The sequence below is a fragment of the Noviherbaspirillum massiliense JC206 genome, from assembly GCF_000312045.1.
GTDB classification, from domain to species: Bacteria; Pseudomonadota; Gammaproteobacteria; order Burkholderiales; family Burkholderiaceae_D; genus Noviherbaspirillum; species Noviherbaspirillum massiliense.
The window spans coordinates 66,286-85,912 of sequence record NZ_HE978635.1 but is presented as its reverse complement, the minus strand read 5'-3'; the positions used below and the strand labels follow the sequence as shown (position 1 = coordinate 85,912).

At 60.3% G+C, this 19,627-nt stretch carries 17 protein-coding genes; 13 read left to right on the top strand and 4 right to left on the bottom strand.

Annotated elements, in window-relative coordinates; all coding sequences use genetic code 11:
• Nucleotides 1-12 precede the first annotated feature (12 nt).
• A complete protein-coding gene (gene xdhA / locus HGHM_RS15870; RefSeq protein WP_019142537.1) occupies nt 13-1,482 on the bottom strand; it encodes a xanthine dehydrogenase small subunit in 1,470 nt (489 codons plus the stop codon).
• 456 nt (nt 1,483-1,938) lie between these two features.
• Here xdhA and HGHM_RS15860 point away from each other — a divergent pair, with 456 nt between their 5' ends.
• The 5 genes from HGHM_RS15860 to HGHM_RS15840 all read left to right on the top strand — a co-directional run bounded on the left by HGHM_RS15860 (nt 1,939) and on the right by HGHM_RS15840 (nt 7,177).
• The gene (locus HGHM_RS15860) at nt 1,939-3,468 is read left to right on the top strand and encodes an ABC transporter ATP-binding protein (RefSeq protein WP_019142535.1); all 1,530 of its coding nucleotides are present in this window, start codon (nt 1,939-1,941) and stop codon (nt 3,466-3,468) included.
• The gene (locus HGHM_RS15855) at nt 3,461-4,522 is read left to right on the top strand and encodes an ABC transporter permease (protein WP_019142534.1); all 1,062 of its coding nucleotides are present in this window, start codon (nt 3,461-3,463) and stop codon (nt 4,520-4,522) included. Before HGHM_RS15860 ends, HGHM_RS15855 begins: the two co-directional genes overlap by 8 nt.
• Before the next feature lie 11 nt (nt 4,523-4,533).
• Nucleotides 4,534-5,448: an ABC transporter permease gene (locus HGHM_RS15850; RefSeq protein ID WP_026076095.1), complete on the top strand. Its 915-nt coding sequence runs from the start codon at nt 4,534-4,536 to the stop codon at nt 5,446-5,448.
• Nucleotides 5,449-5,662: 214 nt separating this feature from the next.
• The gene (locus HGHM_RS15845) at nt 5,663-6,751 is read left to right on the top strand and encodes a BMP family ABC transporter substrate-binding protein (protein ID WP_019142532.1); all 1,089 of its coding nucleotides are present in this window, start codon (nt 5,663-5,665) and stop codon (nt 6,749-6,751) included.
• Nucleotides 6,752-6,973: 222 nt separating this feature from the next.
• Nucleotides 6,974-7,177, top strand: coding sequence for a hypothetical protein (locus tag HGHM_RS15840; RefSeq protein ID WP_019142531.1), 204 nt, complete (start codon nt 6,974-6,976; stop codon nt 7,175-7,177).
• A gap of 24 nt (nt 7,178-7,201) precedes the next feature.
• Here HGHM_RS15840 and HGHM_RS15835 read toward each other — a convergent pair whose 3' ends face one another.
• Nucleotides 7,202-7,900, bottom strand: coding sequence for a GntR family transcriptional regulator (locus HGHM_RS15835; protein ID WP_019142530.1), 699 nt, complete (start codon nt 7,898-7,900; stop codon nt 7,202-7,204).
• A 179-nt stretch (nt 7,901-8,079) separates the two neighbouring features.
• On the opposite strand from HGHM_RS15835, the gene araD reads away from it, so the two are divergent.
• From araD to HGHM_RS21550, 8 genes are all read left to right on the top strand, one after another.
• Complete coding sequence (araD, locus tag HGHM_RS15830) at nt 8,080-9,819, top strand: L-arabinonate dehydratase (RefSeq protein ID WP_019142529.1); 1,740 nt, start codon at nt 8,080-8,082, stop codon at nt 9,817-9,819.
• 14 nt (nt 9,820-9,833) lie between these two features.
• A complete protein-coding gene (locus HGHM_RS15825; protein WP_019142528.1) occupies nt 9,834-10,553 on the top strand; it encodes a ribonuclease activity regulator RraA in 720 nt (239 codons plus the stop codon).
• A 36-nt stretch (nt 10,554-10,589) separates the two neighbouring features.
• On the top strand, nt 10,590-12,026 hold the full coding sequence (locus HGHM_RS15820; protein ID WP_019142527.1) for an aldehyde dehydrogenase family protein: 1,437 nt from the start codon (nt 10,590-10,592) through the stop codon (nt 12,024-12,026).
• Between the two features lie 67 nt (nt 12,027-12,093).
• Nucleotides 12,094-13,074, top strand: a complete 981-nt coding sequence (locus tag HGHM_RS15815) for a Bug family tripartite tricarboxylate transporter substrate binding protein (RefSeq protein WP_019142526.1) — start codon at nt 12,094-12,096, stop codon at nt 13,072-13,074.
• Between the two features lie 351 nt (nt 13,075-13,425).
• Nucleotides 13,426-13,887, top strand: coding sequence for a tripartite tricarboxylate transporter TctB family protein (locus HGHM_RS15810; RefSeq protein ID WP_019142525.1), 462 nt, complete (start codon nt 13,426-13,428; stop codon nt 13,885-13,887).
• Nucleotides 13,888-13,899: 12 nt separating this feature from the next.
• Complete coding sequence (locus HGHM_RS15805; protein ID WP_019142524.1) at nt 13,900-15,396, top strand: tripartite tricarboxylate transporter permease; 1,497 nt, start codon at nt 13,900-13,902, stop codon at nt 15,394-15,396.
• Nucleotides 15,397-15,535: 139 nt separating this feature from the next.
• On the top strand, nt 15,536-16,249 hold the full coding sequence (locus HGHM_RS15800) for a TerC family protein (protein ID WP_019142523.1): 714 nt from the start codon (nt 15,536-15,538) through the stop codon (nt 16,247-16,249).
• A gap of 370 nt (nt 16,250-16,619) precedes the next feature.
• Nucleotides 16,620-17,666: a tyrosine-type recombinase/integrase gene (locus HGHM_RS21550; RefSeq protein ID WP_019142522.1), complete on the top strand. Its 1,047-nt coding sequence runs from the start codon at nt 16,620-16,622 to the stop codon at nt 17,664-17,666.
• A 167-nt stretch (nt 17,667-17,833) separates the two neighbouring features.
• Here the strand turns inward: HGHM_RS21550 and HGHM_RS21545 are convergent, their stop codons facing one another.
• Together HGHM_RS21545 and acuI are read right to left on the bottom strand one after the other, a co-directional pair.
• The gene (locus tag HGHM_RS21545) at nt 17,834-18,235 is read right to left on the bottom strand and encodes a response regulator (protein WP_161603789.1); all 402 of its coding nucleotides are present in this window, start codon (nt 18,233-18,235) and stop codon (nt 17,834-17,836) included.
• Nucleotides 18,236-18,596: 361 nt separating this feature from the next.
• Nucleotides 18,597-19,580: an acrylyl-CoA reductase (NADPH) gene (acuI, locus tag HGHM_RS15785; RefSeq protein ID WP_019142520.1), complete on the bottom strand. Its 984-nt coding sequence runs from the start codon at nt 19,578-19,580 to the stop codon at nt 18,597-18,599.
• Nucleotides 19,581-19,627 lie beyond the last annotated feature (47 nt).

The following is a 19,627-nucleotide window of genomic DNA, read 5'->3' as shown; positions in this document are numbered from 1 at the left end:
GGACTCCGGTGGCTAGGCGCAGGCAAACACGTTGACCGCTTCGGTAGACAGCGGCGCATCGTTGCGGGTTTCCAGCCAAAAGCGGCGCAGCAGGTTTTGCGCCGTTTTCATCCGGTAGGCGCTGCTGGCCCGCATGTCGGTGAGCGGCGCGTAATCCTGTTCCAGCATCTGGGCCGCCGCATTCAGGGTGGCTTCATTCCATTCGCGGCCGGTCAGTGCCGCTTCCGCCTTGCTTGCGCGCTTCGATGTCGCCGCCATACCGCCGTAGGCAATTCGGGCGCTCTGGATGACATTGCCTTCCAGCGTGATGGCGAAGGCGGCGCATACCGCGGAAATATCCTGGTCGAAGCGCTTGGCCAGCTTGTAGGTGCGGAAGCGAAGTCCCGGACGGGGCAGGGGCACGCTTACCGCTTCGACGAATTCGCCCGGCTGCAAATCCTTCTTCTGGTACCCCAGGTAGAAATCTTCCAGCGGCAGGACTCGCCGTCCCGCGCTGCTGCGCAAGACCACTTCCGCGCCGAGCGCGATCAGCCAGGGCGCGGAATCGCCGATCGGGGAACCGTTGGCGACATTGCCGCCGAGCGTGCCGGCATTGCGGATCGGCAGCGAAGCGAAGCGCTGACGCAGTTCCGCCAGCTCCTTTTCATGATGGCGGCACAGAAGGTTGTACGCTTCTTCCAGCGGTACGCCGGCGCCGATTTCCAGCTTGCCATCTTTCTCGGTGACGGTTTTCAGTTCCGCGACCTGTCCGATATAGATGATGTCGCCCAGATTGCGCATCTGCTTGGTGACCCAGAGGCCGACATCGGTGGAGCCGGACAGGATCACGGCGTCCGGATGTTCGGCACGCACCTTGGTCAGTTGCTCCAGGGTGAGCGGGGCATAAAAAGTTTGGCCGCCCTGGCGGTAGACAAACATTTCCTTGCGCTGCAAGGCCTGCAAGGCTTGGCTGACGGCTTCCCGGTCGAAGCCTGCTTTTGGCAGCTCGCACATGCGCTGAGCGGCATCGATGATTGGACGGTAGCCGGTGCAGCGGCACAGGTTGCCGGACAGGGCATCGTCGATTTCCTTGCGCGAAAGAGGTTCCTGCCGGCCTTCCTGCTTCAGGTACAGCGCCCACAGCGACATTACAAAGCCCGGCGTGCAGAACCCGCACTGCGATCCGTGGCATTCGACCATGGCCTGCTGCACCGGATGCAGTTCACCATCGGGCTGCTTCAGATCTTCCACGGTGAACAGGGCTTTCCCGTCCAGCGTCGGCAGGAACTGGATGCAGGAATTCACCGCCTTTAGTTCGGTATTGCCATCCTTGGCTTCGCCGATGACCACGGTGCAGGCGCCGCAATCGCCCTCGGCGCAGCCTTCCTTGGTGCCGGTGCAATGCATGTTTTCCCGGACAAACTGGAGTATGGTTTGCGTGGGCGAAGCGTCGGCCACGGACTGGACCGCGCCGCGGTAATAGAAACGAATCGGTTCAGACATGCTTGTCCTTTGCGTTGCGTGATGGTGCCTGGGTGGCGGGTCTGGCGGTTGCCTATATCACCGGAGGGCCGGGCTGGCCTACGATCGCCGGTCATGCGCATACCGGGTCGGAATGCACGTGCGTGCACGGCCGGTGCATTTCGGCTTTATTGGTGAATCATGCAAGAAGCATTCTCGGGCGTCAGTTCGCCACAGGCATACTTGGTATATCAAATTTCGTATACATCGAGACCCATGAAAACCGGAATGATGGCGGCTTCGGCATTTGAAAAATTGTCAATGCAAGATTTGTTTTGCGGCAATGATAATTCGCCTACAATCTGCAACTTTCCTCCGCGGTACAGAACGCCTTCTCGAGAACGGCGAGAAGACAAGGAGAACATGCTCCCGGGCCCGGTATTCTTGCCTGTGCCGCTGCTGCATGTTTCTGCTCAGTAAACTTGACCTGAACGAAGAATGGATATCCGCCTAAGACTGAGCAAGATCACAAAGACTTATCCATCGGTGGTGGCCAACGACGGCATTGACCTGGACGTGCGTCCGGGTGAAATCCATGCCGTGCTCGGCGAAAACGGTGCCGGCAAGTCGACCCTGATGAAGATCATTTACGGCGCGGTCAAGCCGGACGCAGGCAAGGTGTTCTGGAATGGCCAGGAAGTACATATCGCCAATCCTGCCGCCGCCCGGCAACTGGGCATCGCGATGGTGTTCCAGCATTTTTCCCTGTTCGATACCCTGACCGTGGCGGAAAACATCGCCCTCGGCCTGCCGCGCAACACCCGGCTCGACGAACTCGGCCAGCGCATCACTTCCATGGCGCGCCAGTATGGCCTGGACCTGGAACCGCAGCGGCATGTGCATACTCTGTCGGTCGGGGAATGCCAGCGGGTGGAAATCGTGCGTGCACTGCTCGCCAGGCCGCAGCTCTTGATTCTGGATGAACCGACTTCGGTCCTGACGCCGCAGGCGGTCGAGAAGCTGTTCGAGACCCTGCGCAAGCTGGCAGCCGAAGGCTGCAGCATTCTTTACATCAGCCACAAGCTCGATGAAATCCGCGCCCTGTGCCACAGCTGCACCGTGCTGCGCGCCGGCAAGGTCACCGGCGTTTGCGATCCGCGCCAGGAAACCGCTGCCAGCCTGTCGCGCATGATGACGGGTGCGGAGCCGCCGGCCATCCATGCCAGCGAGCGGGTGCCGGGCGAAAAGAAACTTGTGGTGCGCAGCCTGTCGCTGCCAAAAAGCCATCCGTTCGCGACCGCGCTTGACGATATCAGTTTCGATTTGCATGCCGGGGAAATCCTGGGCCTGGCCGGCGTATCCGGCAACGGCCAGCAGGAATTGCTGGCAGCGCTGTCCGGCGAAGACACGCGCGCAGTGGCTGACGCGATTTCTCTCGAGGGCGTGCCGGTCGGCCGGCTCAATGCCGCGCAGCGGCGCGCGCACGGGCTCGGATTCGTGCCGGAGGAGCGGCTGGGGCGCGGCGCGGTGCCGGACCTGTCGCTGGCCAAGAATATCCTGCTGTCGCACCAGACCTCCGCGACAGTCGAATACGGCATGGTGAAAACCGCCGCGCTCACCCGGATCGCGGGAGACATCATCAAGCGCTTCAAGGTCAAGGCAGCCGGCCCCGCGGCCACCGCAGGCAGTCTTTCCGGGGGCAATCTGCAGAAATACATCGTCGGACGCGAAGTCATGCGCAACCCGAAGGTATTGATCGTGGCGCAACCGACCTGGGGCGTGGATGTCGGCGCTTCGGCCCAGATCCGCGCCGAACTGGTGGCTTTGCGCGATGCCGGCTGTGCCTTGCTGGTCATCTCGGAGGAGCTGGATGAATTGTTTGAAATCTCGGATCGGTTGATGGTGATTGCGAAAGGACGGGTGTCGCCCGCCATCAAGCGCTCGGAAGCGACGATCGGGCTCATCGGCCAATGGATGAGCGGATTGTGGAAGGACGAGGGCGCATCGCAGGAGGCGGCAAATGCTTAAGCTCGAGCGCAGGCCGAACCCATCGGTCCTGATGTCCTGGATGTCACCCGTGCTGGCGGTGCTGTTGACGGTGGCATGCGGCGCGATCCTGTTTGCGGCATTGGGAAAAGATCCGCTGGCCGGCCTGTCGGTATTTTTCATCGAACCGATCAAGGATGTGCGCGGCTGGTCGGAAGTCGGCATCAAGGTGGCGCCGCTGTTGCTGATAGCCGTCGGCCTGGCAATCTGTTTTCGCGCGAATGTGTTCAACATCGGCGCCGAAGGGCAGCTGGTACTGGGTGCAATCACCGGCGGCGCGGCTGCGCTGTTCTTCGACCAGGGCGAGCGCGGCGGTGCGCTGATGATCATCACGGTCCTGGTGGCCGGCATGCTGGGCGGCATGGCGTGGGCGGCGATCACCGCCTGGCTGCGCGACCGTTTCAATGCGAATGAAATCCTGGTGTCGCTGATGCTGGTGTATGTCGCGCAGCTTCTGCTCAGCCTGCTGGTGCACGGTCCGCTGCGCGATCCGGAAGGCTTCAATTTTCCGCAATCGCGCATGCTGTCCGAAGGCTTCCTGCTGCCTATTGTCCTGCCCGGCACGCGCCTGCACCTGGGCATCGTGTTCGCCTTGATCACTTCCGTGCTCGGTTGGCTGTTCCTGTCCAGGAGCTTTGCCGGCTTCCGCCTGCAGGTCGGCGGCATGGCGCCGGCAGCGGCGCGCTATGCCGGCTTTTCCGCGCGCAAGTCGCTGTGGATGTCGATGCTGGTGTGCGGCGCGCTGGCCGGGCTCGCTGGCGTGGCGGAAGTGATGGGGCCGATCGGCCAGCTGACGCCCTCGGTTTCGCCCGGCTATGGATTCGCGGCCATCATCGTGGCTTTTGTCGGCCGGCTGCATCCGGTCGGCGTGGTGTTTTCCAGTTTCATCATGGCGCTGTTCTACATCGGCGGCGAACTGTCGCAATCACGACTTGGCATGCCGAATGCGATCACCGGCGTCTTCCAGGGCATCCTGCTGTTTTCGCTCCTGGCCTGCGATGTGCTGATCCACTACAAATTACGCTGGGGGAAATGATGGAGAGCTTCCTGTCTTCCATGGCGCCGCTGATCGCCGCGGCTATCGTGGCCGGCACGCCGCTGATGCTGGCGGCGCTCGGCCTGCTGGTCAATGAAAAGTCCGGCGTCGTCAATCTTGGCGCCGAGGGCATGATGCTGGTGGCGGCAATCGTCGGCTTTGCGACTGCCGTCAAGACCGGCAGCGCGACGTTTGGCTTCCTCGCCGGCGCCGGCTCGGGCATGCTGCTGGCTGCGTTCTTCGCATTGCTGACCGTCTGGCTGGGCACGAACCAGTATGCAACCGGACTGGCCCTGGCATTGTTTGGCAGCGGCGCGTCCGCCTATATCGGAATCGACTACGTGAGCCACAGCCTGGAAAGCGCGAAATTCGCGCTTCCCTTCCTGGCCGACATTCCGTTCCTCGGGCAGGCCTTGTTCCGGCATCATCCAATGGTGTACCTGTCGCTGCTCCTGTGCGCAGCCATCACCTGGTTCCTGTATCGAACCCGGGCCGGCCTGGTGCTGCGCGCGGTCGGCGAATCGCCGGCCTCCGCCCATGCGCTCGGTTATAACGTGCGCAGGATCCGCCTGGCAGCCCTGCTCTTCGGTGGCGCCTGCTGCGGGCTGGCGGGCGCCTTCATGTCGCTGGTATATACGCCGATGTGGGTCGAAGGCATGGTGGGCGGGCGCGGCTGGATCGCGCTGGCCCTGACCACCTTCGCTACCTGGCGGCCGGCGCGGGTACTGATCGGCGCCTATCTGTTCGGCGGCATCACCATTCTCGCCTTCTATATCCAGGGCCTTGGTGTCGCAATCGCTTCCCAATGGCTGTCGATGCTCCCTTATGTCGCAACGATCATCGTGCTGGTGCTGATATCGAGCAATGCCAGCTGGATTCGGCTGAACATGCCGGCCTCCCTGGGGAAAAACTTCAATCCGGGCTGAACACCGATTTTCAACAGAGGAATGGCGAGCAGGCTTGGTTTATTCGCAAACAGGCGCGTGCGATAATGCCGCCGGAATGTTGCCGGTTCCGGTCGGGCTTGCATCGGTTTGAGCCCGGATCGGATGTCGCACGGCGATGTTCAAGCATTGCGCTGTTTTTCCCGCTCGGCGTGTCCATCGGTAGATAAGCGGGAGCCACACCTAGAGGAAAACCATGACGAAAAGCTTCATGCGCGCATTGTCCGCACTGGCCATGCTGCCTGCCGTGGCGCTTGCTCCCGCAGCATCCGCCGCCGATCCCGCTCCCCTTTCTGTCGGTTTCGTGTACGTCAGCCCGATCGGCGATGCCGGCTGGACCTGGCAGCATGACATCAGCCGCAAGCAGATGGAAAAGAGCCTGGGCGGCAAAGTGACATCCAAGTATGTCGAGAATGTGCCGGAAGGCGCGGACGCCGAGCGCGTGATTCGCGATCTTGCGCAACAGGGCAACAAGCTGATCGTCACGACTTCCTTCGGCTACATGAACCCGACGCTGAAGGTGGCCAAGCAATTCCCGGACGTGAAATTCGTGCATGTGACCGGCTACAAGACCGCTCCCAACATGGCGAGCGTGAATGCCCGCTTCTATGAAGGCCGTTACCTAGCGGGCGTGCTGGCCGGGAAAATGACCAAGACCAATGTCGCCGGCTATGTCGGCGCATTCCCGATTCCGGAAGTGCTGCAGGGGATCAATGCCTTCACCCGCGGCATGCGCAGCGTGAATCCGAAGGCGGAAGTGAAAGTCATCTGGGCCAACAGCTGGTTCGATCCGGGCAAGGAGCGCGATGCGGCTCTGACGCTGATGGGCCAGGGCGCCGATGTCATCACCCATCACACCGATTCGCACGCGGTGGTGCAGGCAGCGGAAGAGAAGGGCAAGTATGCCATCGCGTACCATTCCGACATGAAGAAATACGGGCCGAAGGCGCAGCTGGCAGCAGTTACCCACCACTGGGGCGATTACTACACCAAGGCAGCCGAGTCAGTCCTGAACGGAACATGGAAGCCGACCAGCGTCTGGGGCGGCATCAAGGAAGGCATGGTCAAGCTCGAGGGTTTCGGTCCGGCCGTTCCGGCGGATGTGAAGCAGCTGGTGCAGGCCAAGGAGAAGGAAATGATCGCTGGCACCCTGGCGCCGTTCGCTGGACCGGTCAGGGACAATGAAGGCAAGGTGCGGCTCGAGAAAGGCGTGCTGAGCGATGATGCTCTGAACAAGATGGATTATTACGTCGAAGGCGTGCAGGGCAAGCTGCCGGGCAAATGATGCCAGGCGCCTGTCGGGCGCGAAATCGAAATACGTGCAAGGGCTTGCGGTGCGCAGGCCCTTTTTTATTGTCGCGGCTGCCGTGCCGATAGCCGCGACATCCACGTTGCATTGGTACCAGCAGTGCACTGGCCTGCATGAAAAAAGATTCACGCACTGCGAGGGCCGGTTTACCATCTCGTTATTACAAGCATGCGATAACCGTCAGCCAGGGAGGGCAAGATGGAATCTACGAGCAAGGAACGCCGGTACGGCGTCGGCGGCGACAATGGCACTATTCCCGAAAACAAGCGCTGCTGCGTTCAGCCAATTATCCAGACTGGCCGGGCCACCCTGGTCACGCTCCAATGCAACCGTCCGCGCGGCCATGGGCCGAACGGCCTCTATTGCGAGACGCACGCCAGGAGCAGGGGCAGCAAGGCGTAAGGTTTGCTGCTTAAAGACGGATTGCTAGGCCTTGAGATAATCCGGAAAGCGGGCGCGGATTTCTTCCAGATTCGAGAGCGTTCCGGACAAATGCCTGCGCAGGCATTCCTGCGCTTCGACCGGGTCCCCTTTTGCGATCGCCTCGACGATCGCGGTATGGTCTTGCAGGATGGCCTTCGCCTTGCCCGGAATCGGCAGGTGCAGGCGCCGCAGGCGGTCGAGGTGGCCGCTTTGGCGGCGCACGAGCGGCCACAGGTCCGGCACTTGCGCGGCTTCATACATCAGCTTGTGGAACGCCTGGTCGTTTACCGAGAATTCCGGGAAATCCTCCGCTTCCAGCATGGCGCGCTGTCGCGCCAGGCTCAAGCGCAGGCGCTCGACGAGCGCCGGATCGGTATTCTTTGCCAGCGTCAGCACCACTTCGAGTTCCACCGAGCGCCGCAGGAAATGCGCCTGCCGCGCCAGGGCGATGTCGATGCGGCTTACCACGGTTGCATGCTGGGGAAAAATATCCACGAGATGCTCTTCGCCCAGCCGGATCAGCGCGTCGCGCACGGGGGTCTGGCTGATTCCATACTGATTCGCCAGTTCGGCACGGGACAGTACCGTGCCCGGTGCCAGCGTCATCGAAATGATCAGTTCGCGCAAATGCTCGAATACCTGGGGGGCTGCGTGTCGGGAACGGTCGAGGCGGTAGGAAGCGGGTTGGGGGATGGCGCTCATGCAGATGAAGAGTGGAAGTGTATGCGGCCTTGCCTGGTGAAGACGCAAGCAAGCATAGCGTGAATCATAAAGCAATTGAGCTTCGGTTGACACACTAATATATTAGTGTTTTAATTTTCCCGAGCAACAAAATTTTTGCTCTATTAACTCCATTACTTAATGCCAGTAAAAAAGGCTTTATGACTTCCCGCAGAAAAACGCCAGCCGAACTGCGCAGCGCCAAATGGTTTGCTCCCGACGACCTGCGGTCCTTCGGACATCGCTCGCGCATCATGCAGATGGGGTATGCACCCGAAGACTGGGTCGATCGCCCGATCATCGGCATCGTCAACACGTGGTCCGACATCAATCCCTGTCACGCACACTTCAAGCAACGGGTTGAAGACGTCAAGCGCGGTATCTTTCAGGCCGGCGGCTTTCCCATCGAATTGCCTGCCATTTCGCTCTCGGAAAACTTCGTCAAGCCGACGACGATGATGTACCGGAATTTCCTCGCTATGGAAACGGAAGAGCTGCTGCGTTCGCATCCGGTCGATGGCGCGGTGCTGATGGGTGGCTGCGACAAGACCACGCCCGGCTTGCTGATGGGCGCAACCAGCGCCGGCCTCCCCGCGATCTATGTACCTGCGGGGCCAATGCTGCGCGGGAACTGGAAGGGGAAGGTGCTCGGCTCCGGTTCGGATGCCTGGAAATTCTGGGATGAGCGGCGTGCGGGCAAGATCACGAGGGAAGAATGGATAGGCGTGGAGGGCGGCATTGCCCGCAGTTACGGTACTTGCATGACGATGGGCACAGCCAGCACCATGACAGCGATTGCCGAATCCATCGGCATGACCCTGCCCGGCGCTTCCTCCATCCCTGCTGCAGACTCGAATCATATCCGCATGTCCGCGGAAGCGGGCCGGCGCATCGTCGAGATGGTGTGGGAAGACCTGACTCCTGCCAGGATTCAGACGCGCGCCTCCTTTGAAAACGCCATCGCGGTGGCCATGGCGATGGGTTGCTCCACGAATGCCATCATCCATCTGATCGCCATGGCGCGTCGTGCCGGCTGCGATATCGGACTGGAAGATTTCGATATTGCCAGCCGCAAGGTACCGGTGATCGCCAACATTCGTCCGAGCGGCGACAAGTACCTGATGGAAGACTTCTATTACGCCGGCGGTCTTCCAGCCCTGATGGGCCGCCTGCGTAACAAGCTCCGCCTCGATGTACTGACTGTCACGGGCAAGACGCTGGGCGAAAACATCGCGGGGGCGGAAGTCTACAACGACGATGTGATCCGCACGCTGGACAATGCGCTGTACAACGAAGGCGCGCTCGCGGTATTGAAAGGCAATATTGCGCCGGACGGCTGCGTCATCAAGCCAAGCGCCTGCGACAAGCGCTTCTTCAAGCATACCGGACCGGCGCTCGTGTTCGACGATTACCCCTCGATGAAGACGGCGGTCGAGAGCGACGATCTGGACGTCACTGCCGACCATATCCTGATTCTGCGCAACGCCGGCCCGCAGGGCGGTCCGGGCATGCCGGAATGGGGCATGCTGCCGATCCCGAAAAAGCTCGTCAAGGCAGGCGTACGCGACATGCTGCGCATGTCGGATGCCCGCATGAGCGGAACCAGCTATGGCGCCTGCATCCTGCATGTGTCTCCGGAAGCCTATATCGGCGGGCCGCTGGCCCTGGTGCGCACCGGCGACCTCATCTCCATCGACATCGATGCCCGCAGCATCAATCTCGAGGTCTCGGACGAGGACCTTGCCCGGCGCAAGGCGGAGTGGGTAGCGCCGCCGCCACGCTTCGAGCGCGGCTACGGCTGGATGTTTTCGCGGCACATCAAGCAGGCCAATGAGGGCTGCGACTTCGACTTTTTGCAAACCGATTTTGGCGCGCCCGTCGGCGAACCAGACATCTTTTAAGGATTGGAACCAGCATGACCCGGCTTACCCAGGCGACCCGCGACAAGCTCAAAACAGTCAGCACTGCCACCCTGTGCACCGCGCTGTACAAGCGCGGACTGCGCAATCAGTTCATCCAGGATGTTCGCCCGCTCAATCCGCAAGCAGGCACGATGGTCGGCGAAGCGTACACCTTGCGCTACATCCCGGCACGCGAAGATCTGAATCCGATCACCGTGTTCCAGGATCGCGCCCACCCGCAGCGCAAGGCGGTCGAAGAATGCCCGCCCGGCGCCGTGCTGGTGATTGACAGCCGCAAGGATGCGCGTGCCGCCTCGGCAGGGTCGATCCTGGTATCGCGCCTGATGGTGCGCGGCGTCGCTGGTGTCGTCACCGATGGCGGCTTCCGCGATTCGCCGGAGATCGCCAGGCTGGCGATCCCCGCTTACCACAATCGCCCTTCTGCCCCGACCAACCTGACGCTGCACCAGGCACTCGATATCAATGTGCCAATCGGCTGCGGCGACGTGCCGGTGTTTCCGGGCGATGTCGTCGTCGGCGACGGCGAGGGCGTGATCGTGATCCCGGCGCATATTGCAGATGAAATCGCAGATGAAGCGGTGGAGATGACGGCGTTCGAAGATTTCGTCACCGAAGAAGTGCTGAAGGGCCGTTCCATCCTCGGCCTGTATCCGCCGACCGACGAGCAGACTCGCGTCGACTTCGCGGCATGGCGCAAGGAGAAGGGCCGCTGAGGCCCGACTATCATCCCAAGGACATGGAGTAGTGCGATGAGCAACCCGAAAAACTATATTGCCGGCGAGTGGGTCGACGCGACCGACGCGGCGGACGATATCAATCCGTCGAACACCAATGACGTCATTGGCCGCTTCCCTCGTGCCAGCAAGGCCGACACCGAACGTGCCATCCAGGCGGCCAAGGCGGCATTTCCCGCATGGTCGCGCTCCTCGGTACAGGAGCGGCATGACATCCTGAAGCGCATCGGCGACGAAATTCTCGCGCGCAAGGACGAGCTCGGACGCCTGCTGTCGCGCGAAGAAGGCAAGACGCTGGCCGAAGGAATAGGCGAAACAGTGCGTGCGGCGCAAATCTTCCTCTTCTTCGCCGCGGAGTGCGTGCGGCTTGCCGGGGAAAAGCTGCCATCCGTGCGCCCCAACATCGATATCGAAATCACGCGCGAACCGATGGGCGTGATCGGCATCATCACGCCCTGGAATTTTCCGATCGCGATTCCGGCATGGAAAATTGCGCCGGCACTCGCCTATGGCAATTGCGTGGTGTTCAAGCCGGCCGACCTGGTGCCGGCCATGGCCCATGCTCTGTCGGAAATCATTGTCCGCGCCGGTGTGCCTGCCGGCGTATTCAACCTGGTCAACGGCCGGGGCGGGGAAGTCGGACAAACCATCCTTGAGCACCCGGATGTTGCAGCGGTCACCTTCACCGGCTCCGTGGCGACAGGACGCAAGGTGGCGGCAGCCTGCATCGGCAGCATGAAAAAGTTTCAACTCGAGATGGGCGGCAAGAATCCCTTCGTCGTGCTGGATGATGCGGACATCAATGTCGCAGTCGAATGCGCAATCAACAGTGGCTTCTTTTCCACCGGTCAGCGCTGCACAGCCTCATCGCGCGTCATTGTGACCGAGGGCATCCACGACAAATTCGTTCGTGCGATGACGGAGCGCATGAAGACGCTGGTGATCGACGACGCGCTCAAGCCGGGCACGCAGATCGGCCCGGTGGTCGACAAGAACCAGTTCGAGCAAGACCTTTCCTACATTGAAATCGGCAAGGCGGAAGGCGCGATTCTGGCAGCCGGCGGCGAAATCCTCAAACGCGACAACCCCGGTTTCTATCTCGCGCCGGCCTTGTTTACCGACGTCGGCCGTGACATGCGCATCTATCGTGAAGAAATCTTTGGCCCGGTGGTCGCCGTCATGCGGGTCAGGAATTATGAAGAAGCCCTGCTTGCCGCCAACGACACACCGTTCGGCCTGGCGTCCGGCATCGCAACCACCAGCCTGAAATATGCGAGCCATTTCAAGCGCAATGCGGAAGCCGGCATGGTGATGGTCAACCTGCCCACGGCCGGCGTCGATTACCACGTGCCCTTTGGCGGCCGCAAAGGCTCAAGCTACGGGCCGCGCGAGCAGGGCAGGTATGCGGCGGAATTCTATACGCAGGTAAAGACCGCCTATACCTTTGCCTGACAAAAAATATCTGTAGAAGCGGTCGGAGAACCGCATCCCTTTCTTTAAACGATATGGAGAAGACATCATGACCATGCATCGCAGAACTGCCATCCTGGCTGCGGCCCTTTCCCTTGCAGCGATCGCCCTGCCCGCCGTCGGCCAGGACAAGTGGCCGTCGAAACCGATTACCGCCGTTGTCCCCTTCCCGCCGGGCGGATCGACCGATGCCCTCACGCGCGCGCTCGCTCCCAAGATGCAGGAGCAGCTCGGTCAGCCGATCGTGGTCGAAAACCGTGCCGGCGCAACCGGCGCGATCGGCGCCGGCTTTGTCAAGAATGCGGCTCCGGATGGCTATACCTTCATGGTGGCATCCATCGGCGTCTATTCCGTCAATCCCGTCCTGCAAAAGAAGCTGGCCTATGATCCTTCAAAGGATTTCGACTTGCTGACGGTCGCCGTACGCGCCCCCAACGTGCTGGTCGCCAATCCGCAGTTCCCGGCCAATAACGTCGCTGAACTGATCGCTTATCTCAAGAAAAATCCCGACAAGGTTTCCTTCGCATCTTCCGGCTCGGGCAGTTCCGATCATCTGACCGCGGCATTGTTCTGGCAAAAATCCGGAACCAGCGGATTGCATGTCCCGTACAAAGGGGGCGCGCCCGCCATCACGGACCTGATTGGCGGTCACGCCGATGTCTCATTCCAGAACATCAATGCGGTGCTCAGCCATATCAAGGCTGGCAAGCTGAAGGCGCTGGCGATTACCGGTGACAAGCGCGCGGAAGTGCTGCCCCAGGTTCCCACCCTGGCCGAAGCCGGCGTAAGCGGCGTGGATGTCTATTCCTGGCAGGGCGTGGCCGCGCCCAAGGGCTTGCCGGCGGATATCAAGAAGAAGCTGTTTGACGCGACCGTACATGCACTGCAGGATCCGCAAATCAAGAACCGCCTCCAGGGCGAGGGGTTCGAGATCGTCGCCAATACGCCGGAGCAGTTCGCGAAATTCCAGGCACAGGAATTGGCGCGCTGGAGGTCCGTCATCGAAAAGGGCAATATCACGCTCGACTGACGGACAGGCCGGTGCCTCTCTGGATGCGGCAATCGCCGCATCCAGAAGCGATGCAGGGGAGAGCCGCAAAACATGCCGCGGGCGAGGCCTCTGCAACACTGCCCGCAGCCGGCACCTGCCTTGAGCCACCTCCAGTCCCGTTGCCGCCGTCTGTCTTGACGAGGCGGCTCAGTGGGAAAATGAAAGTCATTTGCCTTGGCATTGCTCAGTTGCAACAATACGTTGTACTATCTCCACCCCACAATAAATTCGCGCGGCTGCTTTTCCAGCCCTTGGCTGCAGCAGCAGTCGGATGCCGGCAAGGCACGGCGAAGACATCATCTGAACAAAGCAGCAACTTAGGAGATTAACGTGCCTGCATTCATACGTAATCCGAAGGACTTCTGGTCGGGGGTCATCTTCATTGCTTTCGCCCTGGTCGCGATTTTCGTCGGTCGCGACTATTCAATGGGTTCGGCGGCTCGCATGGGCCCGGCCTATTTCCCGACAATCCTCGGCGGCCTGCTCGGGATCATCGGCGCAGTATCCGTCATCCGTTCCTTTGTATTGCAGGGCGAGCCGGTGGAAAAACTGGTCTTCAAGAACATCGCCCTGGTGACGCTGTCGGTCGTCCTGTTCGGCTTTCTCTTGCGTGGGGCCGGCCTGTTCCTGTCCGTGATCGTGCTCGTCATGGTGAGCGGCTTTGCAAGCAGCAGGTTCAAGGTGCTGCCCTTCCTGGCGGTTGCGGTATTCATGGCGGTATTCAGCGTGCTGGTGTTCGTCAAGGGACTGAGCTTGCCGATGCCGATGTTCGGCTCCTGGTTCGGTTTCTAAAGGGGAAGGTCAATGGAAATCTTAAGTAACCTCGCGGTCGGGTTCGATACGGCACTGAACCTGACCAATATGTTGTACTGCCTGATTGGCGTGTTTCTCGGCACCGCCATCGGGGTTTTGCCCGGTCTCGGACCGACGGCCACCATCGCGATGCTCCTGCCGGCGACCTTCACGCTGCCGCCGGTGTCCTCGCTGATCATGTTGTCGGGTATTTACTATGGCGCGCAATACGGTGGCTCGACCACTGCCATCCTGGTCAACCTGCCGGGCGAATCATCATCTGTGGTCACCGCCATCGACGGCTACAAGATGGCGCGTAATGGCCGCGCGGGCGTCGCACTGGCGACCGCCGCTCTCGGATCCTTCTTTGCAGGTTGCGTGGCAACGGTGATCCTTGCACTGTTTGCGCCGCCGTTGGCGGACATCGCGCTGCGCTTCGGTCCGGCGGAATACTTTTCCTTGATGGTCCTCGGCCTGGTCGCTTCGGTGGTGCTGGCACATGGCTCGCTGCTGCGCGCCATCGGCATGATCATCGTCGGCCTCCTGCTCGGATTGATCGGCACCGACGTCAACTCGGGCACGCCACGCTATACCTTCGACCTGCCGGAACTGGCCGATGGCATCAATTTCGTCGTCGTCGCCATGGGCATGTTCGGCCTGGGTGAGATCATTTCCAACCTCGAGCAGGAAGAAAGCCGCTCGGTGCTGGCGAAGGTCGGACGCCTATGGCCTAGCAAGGATGACTTCAAGCGCATGGTGGCGCCGGTCTTGCGCGGCACCGTCCTGGGTTCGGCGCTCGGCATTCTGCCGGGCGGTGGTGCCATGCTGTCTTCATTCGCCGCCTATTCGCTCGAGAAGAAGGTATCGAAGAATTCCGCGGAGTTCGGGAAAGGCGCGATCGAAGGCGTGGCTGCGCCCGAATCGGCCAATAATGCCGGCGCCCAGACATCCTTCATCCCGATGCTGACGCTGGGCATTCCGTCCAACCCTGTCATGGCGCTGATGATTGGTGCGATGATCATCCAGGGCATCCAGCCGGGACCGGCGGTGATGACGGAACAGCCAGCGCTGTTCTGGGGCATCATCGCATCGATGTGGATCGGTAATTTCTTCCTGGTCGTGCTGAACCTGCCGCTGATCGGCATGTGGGTGCGCATGATCATGGTGCCTTACCACTTCCTGTACCCGGGAATCCTGGTGTTCTGTGCCATCGGTGTGTTCAGCCTGTCCAACACAGAATTCGACGTGTTCCTGATGGCTGCCTTCGGCGTATTCGGTTATATCTGCGCCAAGCTCGGATGCGAGCCCGCGCCGATGCTGCTGGGCTTCATTATCGGGCCGATGATGGAAGAGTATCTGCGTCGTGCTCTCCTGCTGTCGCGCAGTGATCCGATGATTTTCCTGCAGCGCCCGATCAGCGCGACCATGCTGGCCATCTCGGTTATCGCATTGGCTGTAGTTCTGTTGCCATCCCTGCGCAAAAAACGGGACGAAGCATTCGTAGAATAAAGGCTGCGTTGGAAAAGCGCGGCATGCGGATCTTCCACATGCCGCGCGCGGCAGCAGCTGATTAGACCTCCGGGCGCGCGTCTGCTGTCTTTTTCCGTTCACGCGATTCTCCAGCAACACACTGTCTCAGCGAAAATTCATGGACTTTTTTTCCTCCCCCATTTTCTGGGCTGCTCTCGGCAACATCATTGTTGTGAACATCCTGCTGTCTGGCGATAACGCGGTCGTGATCGCACTCGCTGCCCGCTCGCTGCCGCCGGCGCAACAGAAGAAGGCAATCATTTACGGCAGCACAGCCGCAATTGTCATGCGCATCGTGCTCACGCTCTTCGCCTTGAAATTGCTGGCCTTGCCTTATCTGAAAATCGTCGGTGCCGTGTTGCTGTTCTATATCGGCGTCCAGCTCATGACCGACGAAGAAGAGGAAGACAATGTGCAGAGCCACGCTACCCTGGGAGCTGCTGTCAAAACCATTTTGATCGCGGACCTGGTGATGAGCCTGGACAATGTGCTGGGCGTGGCGGCGGCCGCCAAAGGCAGCATCGTTCTGCTCGTGCTGGGACTGGCCATCAGTATTCCGCTGATCATTTTCGGCAGCACCCTCATCCTCAAGCTGCTCGAGCGCTTCCCGGTCATCATCGTGCTCGGTGCTGCATTGCTCGGCTATCTTGCCGGAGACATGATGATTACCGATGCGGCGATTGAACCTTGGGCGCATGCCGCGTTGCCGCACCATGATTTCGTCGTTCCGGGCGCATCTGTCCAGATGAGCATTCCCGGGCTGGTGAGTGCGGCTTTGCTGGTCGTCGTCGGTTTTTGGATTACGAAGCGACGGGCCCGCGCCTCTCGCTGAGAACAAGCCAGAGCAAATCTGCTCCCATTGTGGAAGGGCCTGCAAACCTTCCACAATGGGCTGTCGTGGCGCAGGAAAGCCAGTAAGAAATTTGCTGCATGCGGGTCCGTTCTGACTATAAAGCCCAAGCCAGCCCGGATCGACTGCGATTTTCGTGCGGTTTCTTAGTACCACGCTGCACCGATATCTCTGAGCGAAAGCTCAAATTTTCTTTCCCAATAATTCGAACTATCGGCACAGCCGGCGTGGCATCTTGCTGGCTCTTGCTCTTAATAGTTAAGTGTGTGCCGATAGTTCGATTTTAGGTGGGACGTCCTTAAGGCAAGTCCGGGGTTTCGCCGAAACGGGCTGATTGAAGGAGATTTGAAGAATGGCTTATGAACCGCTTGAGCCCATGGAGCGCGGCGTGCTGGAGGAAAAATTTTCTCTCACCTTCACCAGCTGGGTGGAGCACCGCGCGTCTTCCCGGTCGAAAAATCGGAGCGAGCGTGGCTTGACCCAGAAAACCGTTGCCGTCTACCAGGAAATGTGGAACGCATTCGCGATGTATTGCGCGGAGCGAGGTTTGCACTTGGCCGAGATCCGGGTGGGCGATCTCGAAGACTTTCTGGCAAGTCGCAGTGAAGCCGACAATCCACGACGAACGTGGGGCGCTGCCAGGGGGAAGGAACTGTCTGCCCGCTATGTGAGACGGTTCTTGACCCTGATTGATCGCATCACGCGATTTGAAGCAGGCAAGCAGGGCATCAGGGCGAATCGAGCTGCATATGATTTGCTGCAGCGCCCCGAGTACCGGTATGCCGAAGCGGCACACAAGGATCCCTTGCCCGACTATCTGTCTGACGCCGAAGTGCGCCAGATCATAGAGCATGTAACGGCATCGAGTGCAGTGGACGGTGCGAACGCAGGCATGCATTGGAAGGAGGTGCGTGACCGGGCGGCAGTGGCGGTGATGCTCGGAGGCGGCCTGGCTCCCGGTGATGTGCGGGCGCTGACACTGGCAGGCGTGCTGAGGGTGAATCCCGAATCGGATCAAGGCTGGAAGCTTTCCTTGCCCGCGAATGGCAATGGTCCCGCACGCGAAACGCCCTTATCGGAATGGGCGGCGAGACAGTTGGCGGCATGGCTGACGATACGCCAACGCCAGCATATCCAAGGGGATTTCGTATTCCCGTCCACGGCGGCAGGACGAGCCTGGTCGCATAGTCGCTGTTTCGAAGCGTGCAAAGCCGTACTCGAAAACGCCGGTATCCCAAGTGCTGCGGGAGGCTTGTTCAGGCTTCGTCACACCTTCGCACTGCGGCATCTTGCGGAAGGCCGACCGGATGACGAGGTGGCCAAGTGGCTGGGGCTTCTGGATGTAAGCGGAATGGCACGCTACCGACGGATTGTCGGTGTGCCGATCGAGATCGACTGAAGCTGCATCGGCAATCTGGAAATTGCGGCTCGCCTGCGAATATGATCCCTCGCGCAGCGAACGGGCGGCCCAACAAAGGTTGCGAGTGACCGGTAAAAATACACTCTATTAGTGCGGGTGTGAATACGCCAGGATCGGCTGGGACAGAAGCGCCGTAGGCTCGTGCCTCATTTCGAACTATCTTGCTGTGACCCGGAGGCTTCCGGTTGCCTCGTTGATATCTGTTCGAGAGCCTCTTTCAACTGGCTGAGGCCGTAAGGCTTGGGCAGCAGAATGAAATCGAAATCGGTTTTGTCGGCGACCAGATAGCCATAGCCGGACGCAAAGATGATACGGATTCCCGGAATCGCCTTGACGGCAATGCCCGCGAGCTCGATGCCCGACATGCCCGGCAGATTGATATCGGCAAGCAGCACATCGATATGCTGCGATCGCATCAGCTCCAGGCAATCCTCGGCACTCCCTGCAGCAATAGCGGCATGACCGAGGATGGAGAGCATTTCGCACAGGAGATCACGAAAGCGAGCATTGTCTTCTACGACGAGAATCTTGAGCGAAGGGTTTTGCATCAAAAACATCTATCAAAAGCAATAGCATTCCGGCGGGGAAAGAGAATTCATTGCCGTCGATGCTAGAGTCATCCGAAGCAGTGGCTCCGACGAGGATATGTCGCGCTACCGCTGAATGGGGTGGGAAGGAAAGCTTGGTGCAACAGAAATATTGCACATGGGTATTTTCCGGGTTTTTAGCTAGTATGCAACAAATTAAGCTGCGAAAGGGCCTCAAAGTTGATTTCGCTCAATTCCCACAGGAAATCTTCTCATTATCTGCGAAACGCGGAAAGGTACCAATGCCATGCGGAAGCGCGGCCCGGCAAAAAGCAGCCGCGCTGCTGCGAAACCGGCGAAACTCGGAATCGCGAAGCGCAATCTATCGGTTTACATTGACGAGCAGACGGCCACGAATTTTCCCGGCGAGCACTTCCGGAGCTCGGCCAATCGCCTCATTCAGTCCGATTTCGTGCAGCACCGCATCAATGGTTGCCGGCAAAACCAGCTCTGCCAGACGTGACCACGCCTGCTTCCTGATGTCCATCGGACAGTAAACGCTATCTACGCCGCGCAGAGTAATACCGCGAAGAATGAACGGCGCGACTGACGCGGGGAAATCGAGCCCTTGCGCCATGCCGCACGCGGCCACCGTGCCGCCATAGCGCAAGGAGGCGCAGACATTTGCCAGGGTATGGCTTCCGATGCAATCGATGGCAGCGGCAAAGCGCTCTTTCGCAAGAGGCTTGCCCGGACTGGAAAACTGCGCCCGGTCGCAGATCTCGCTCGCCCCCAAGGCTTTCAGATAGTCAGCCTCTTCCGGTCTCCCGGTCGATGCGATCACTTCATATCCAAGCCGGCCGAGCAAAGCGACGGCAAAACTGCCTACGCCGCCCGAGGCGCCAGTGACGAGAACTGGGCCGTTGCCGGGCGTGACGCCGTCGGCTTCGAGCGCGAGCACGCAGAGCATCGCCGTGTACCCCGCCGTGCCGATTGCCATCGCCTGACGGGCAGTGAGCGGCGCCGGTATCTTTTGCAGCCACTGCGCCTTCAGACGCGCCGCCTGCGTCAAGCCGCCCCAATGCAGCTCCCCAAGTCCCCAGCCGTTGACCAACACGGCATCGCCTGCCTTGAACTCCGGCACCGAACTCTCGCGCACTACGCCAGCCAGATCAATGCCCGGGATCATCGGGTAATGGCGGACGATGGGCGCCTTGCCGGTAATGGCCAAGGCATCCTTGTAGTTCAGCGTGGAATATTCCACGGCCACGCTCACGTCCCCTTCCGGCAACCGGGATTCGTCAAGTTCTACGACCTGCGGCGGCGAGTTGCGCTGCTCATTCTCGATCAAGATTGCTTTGAACATGTCCGACACCTTTCACGGTAAGACTGGATATGCACACAAGGGAACCA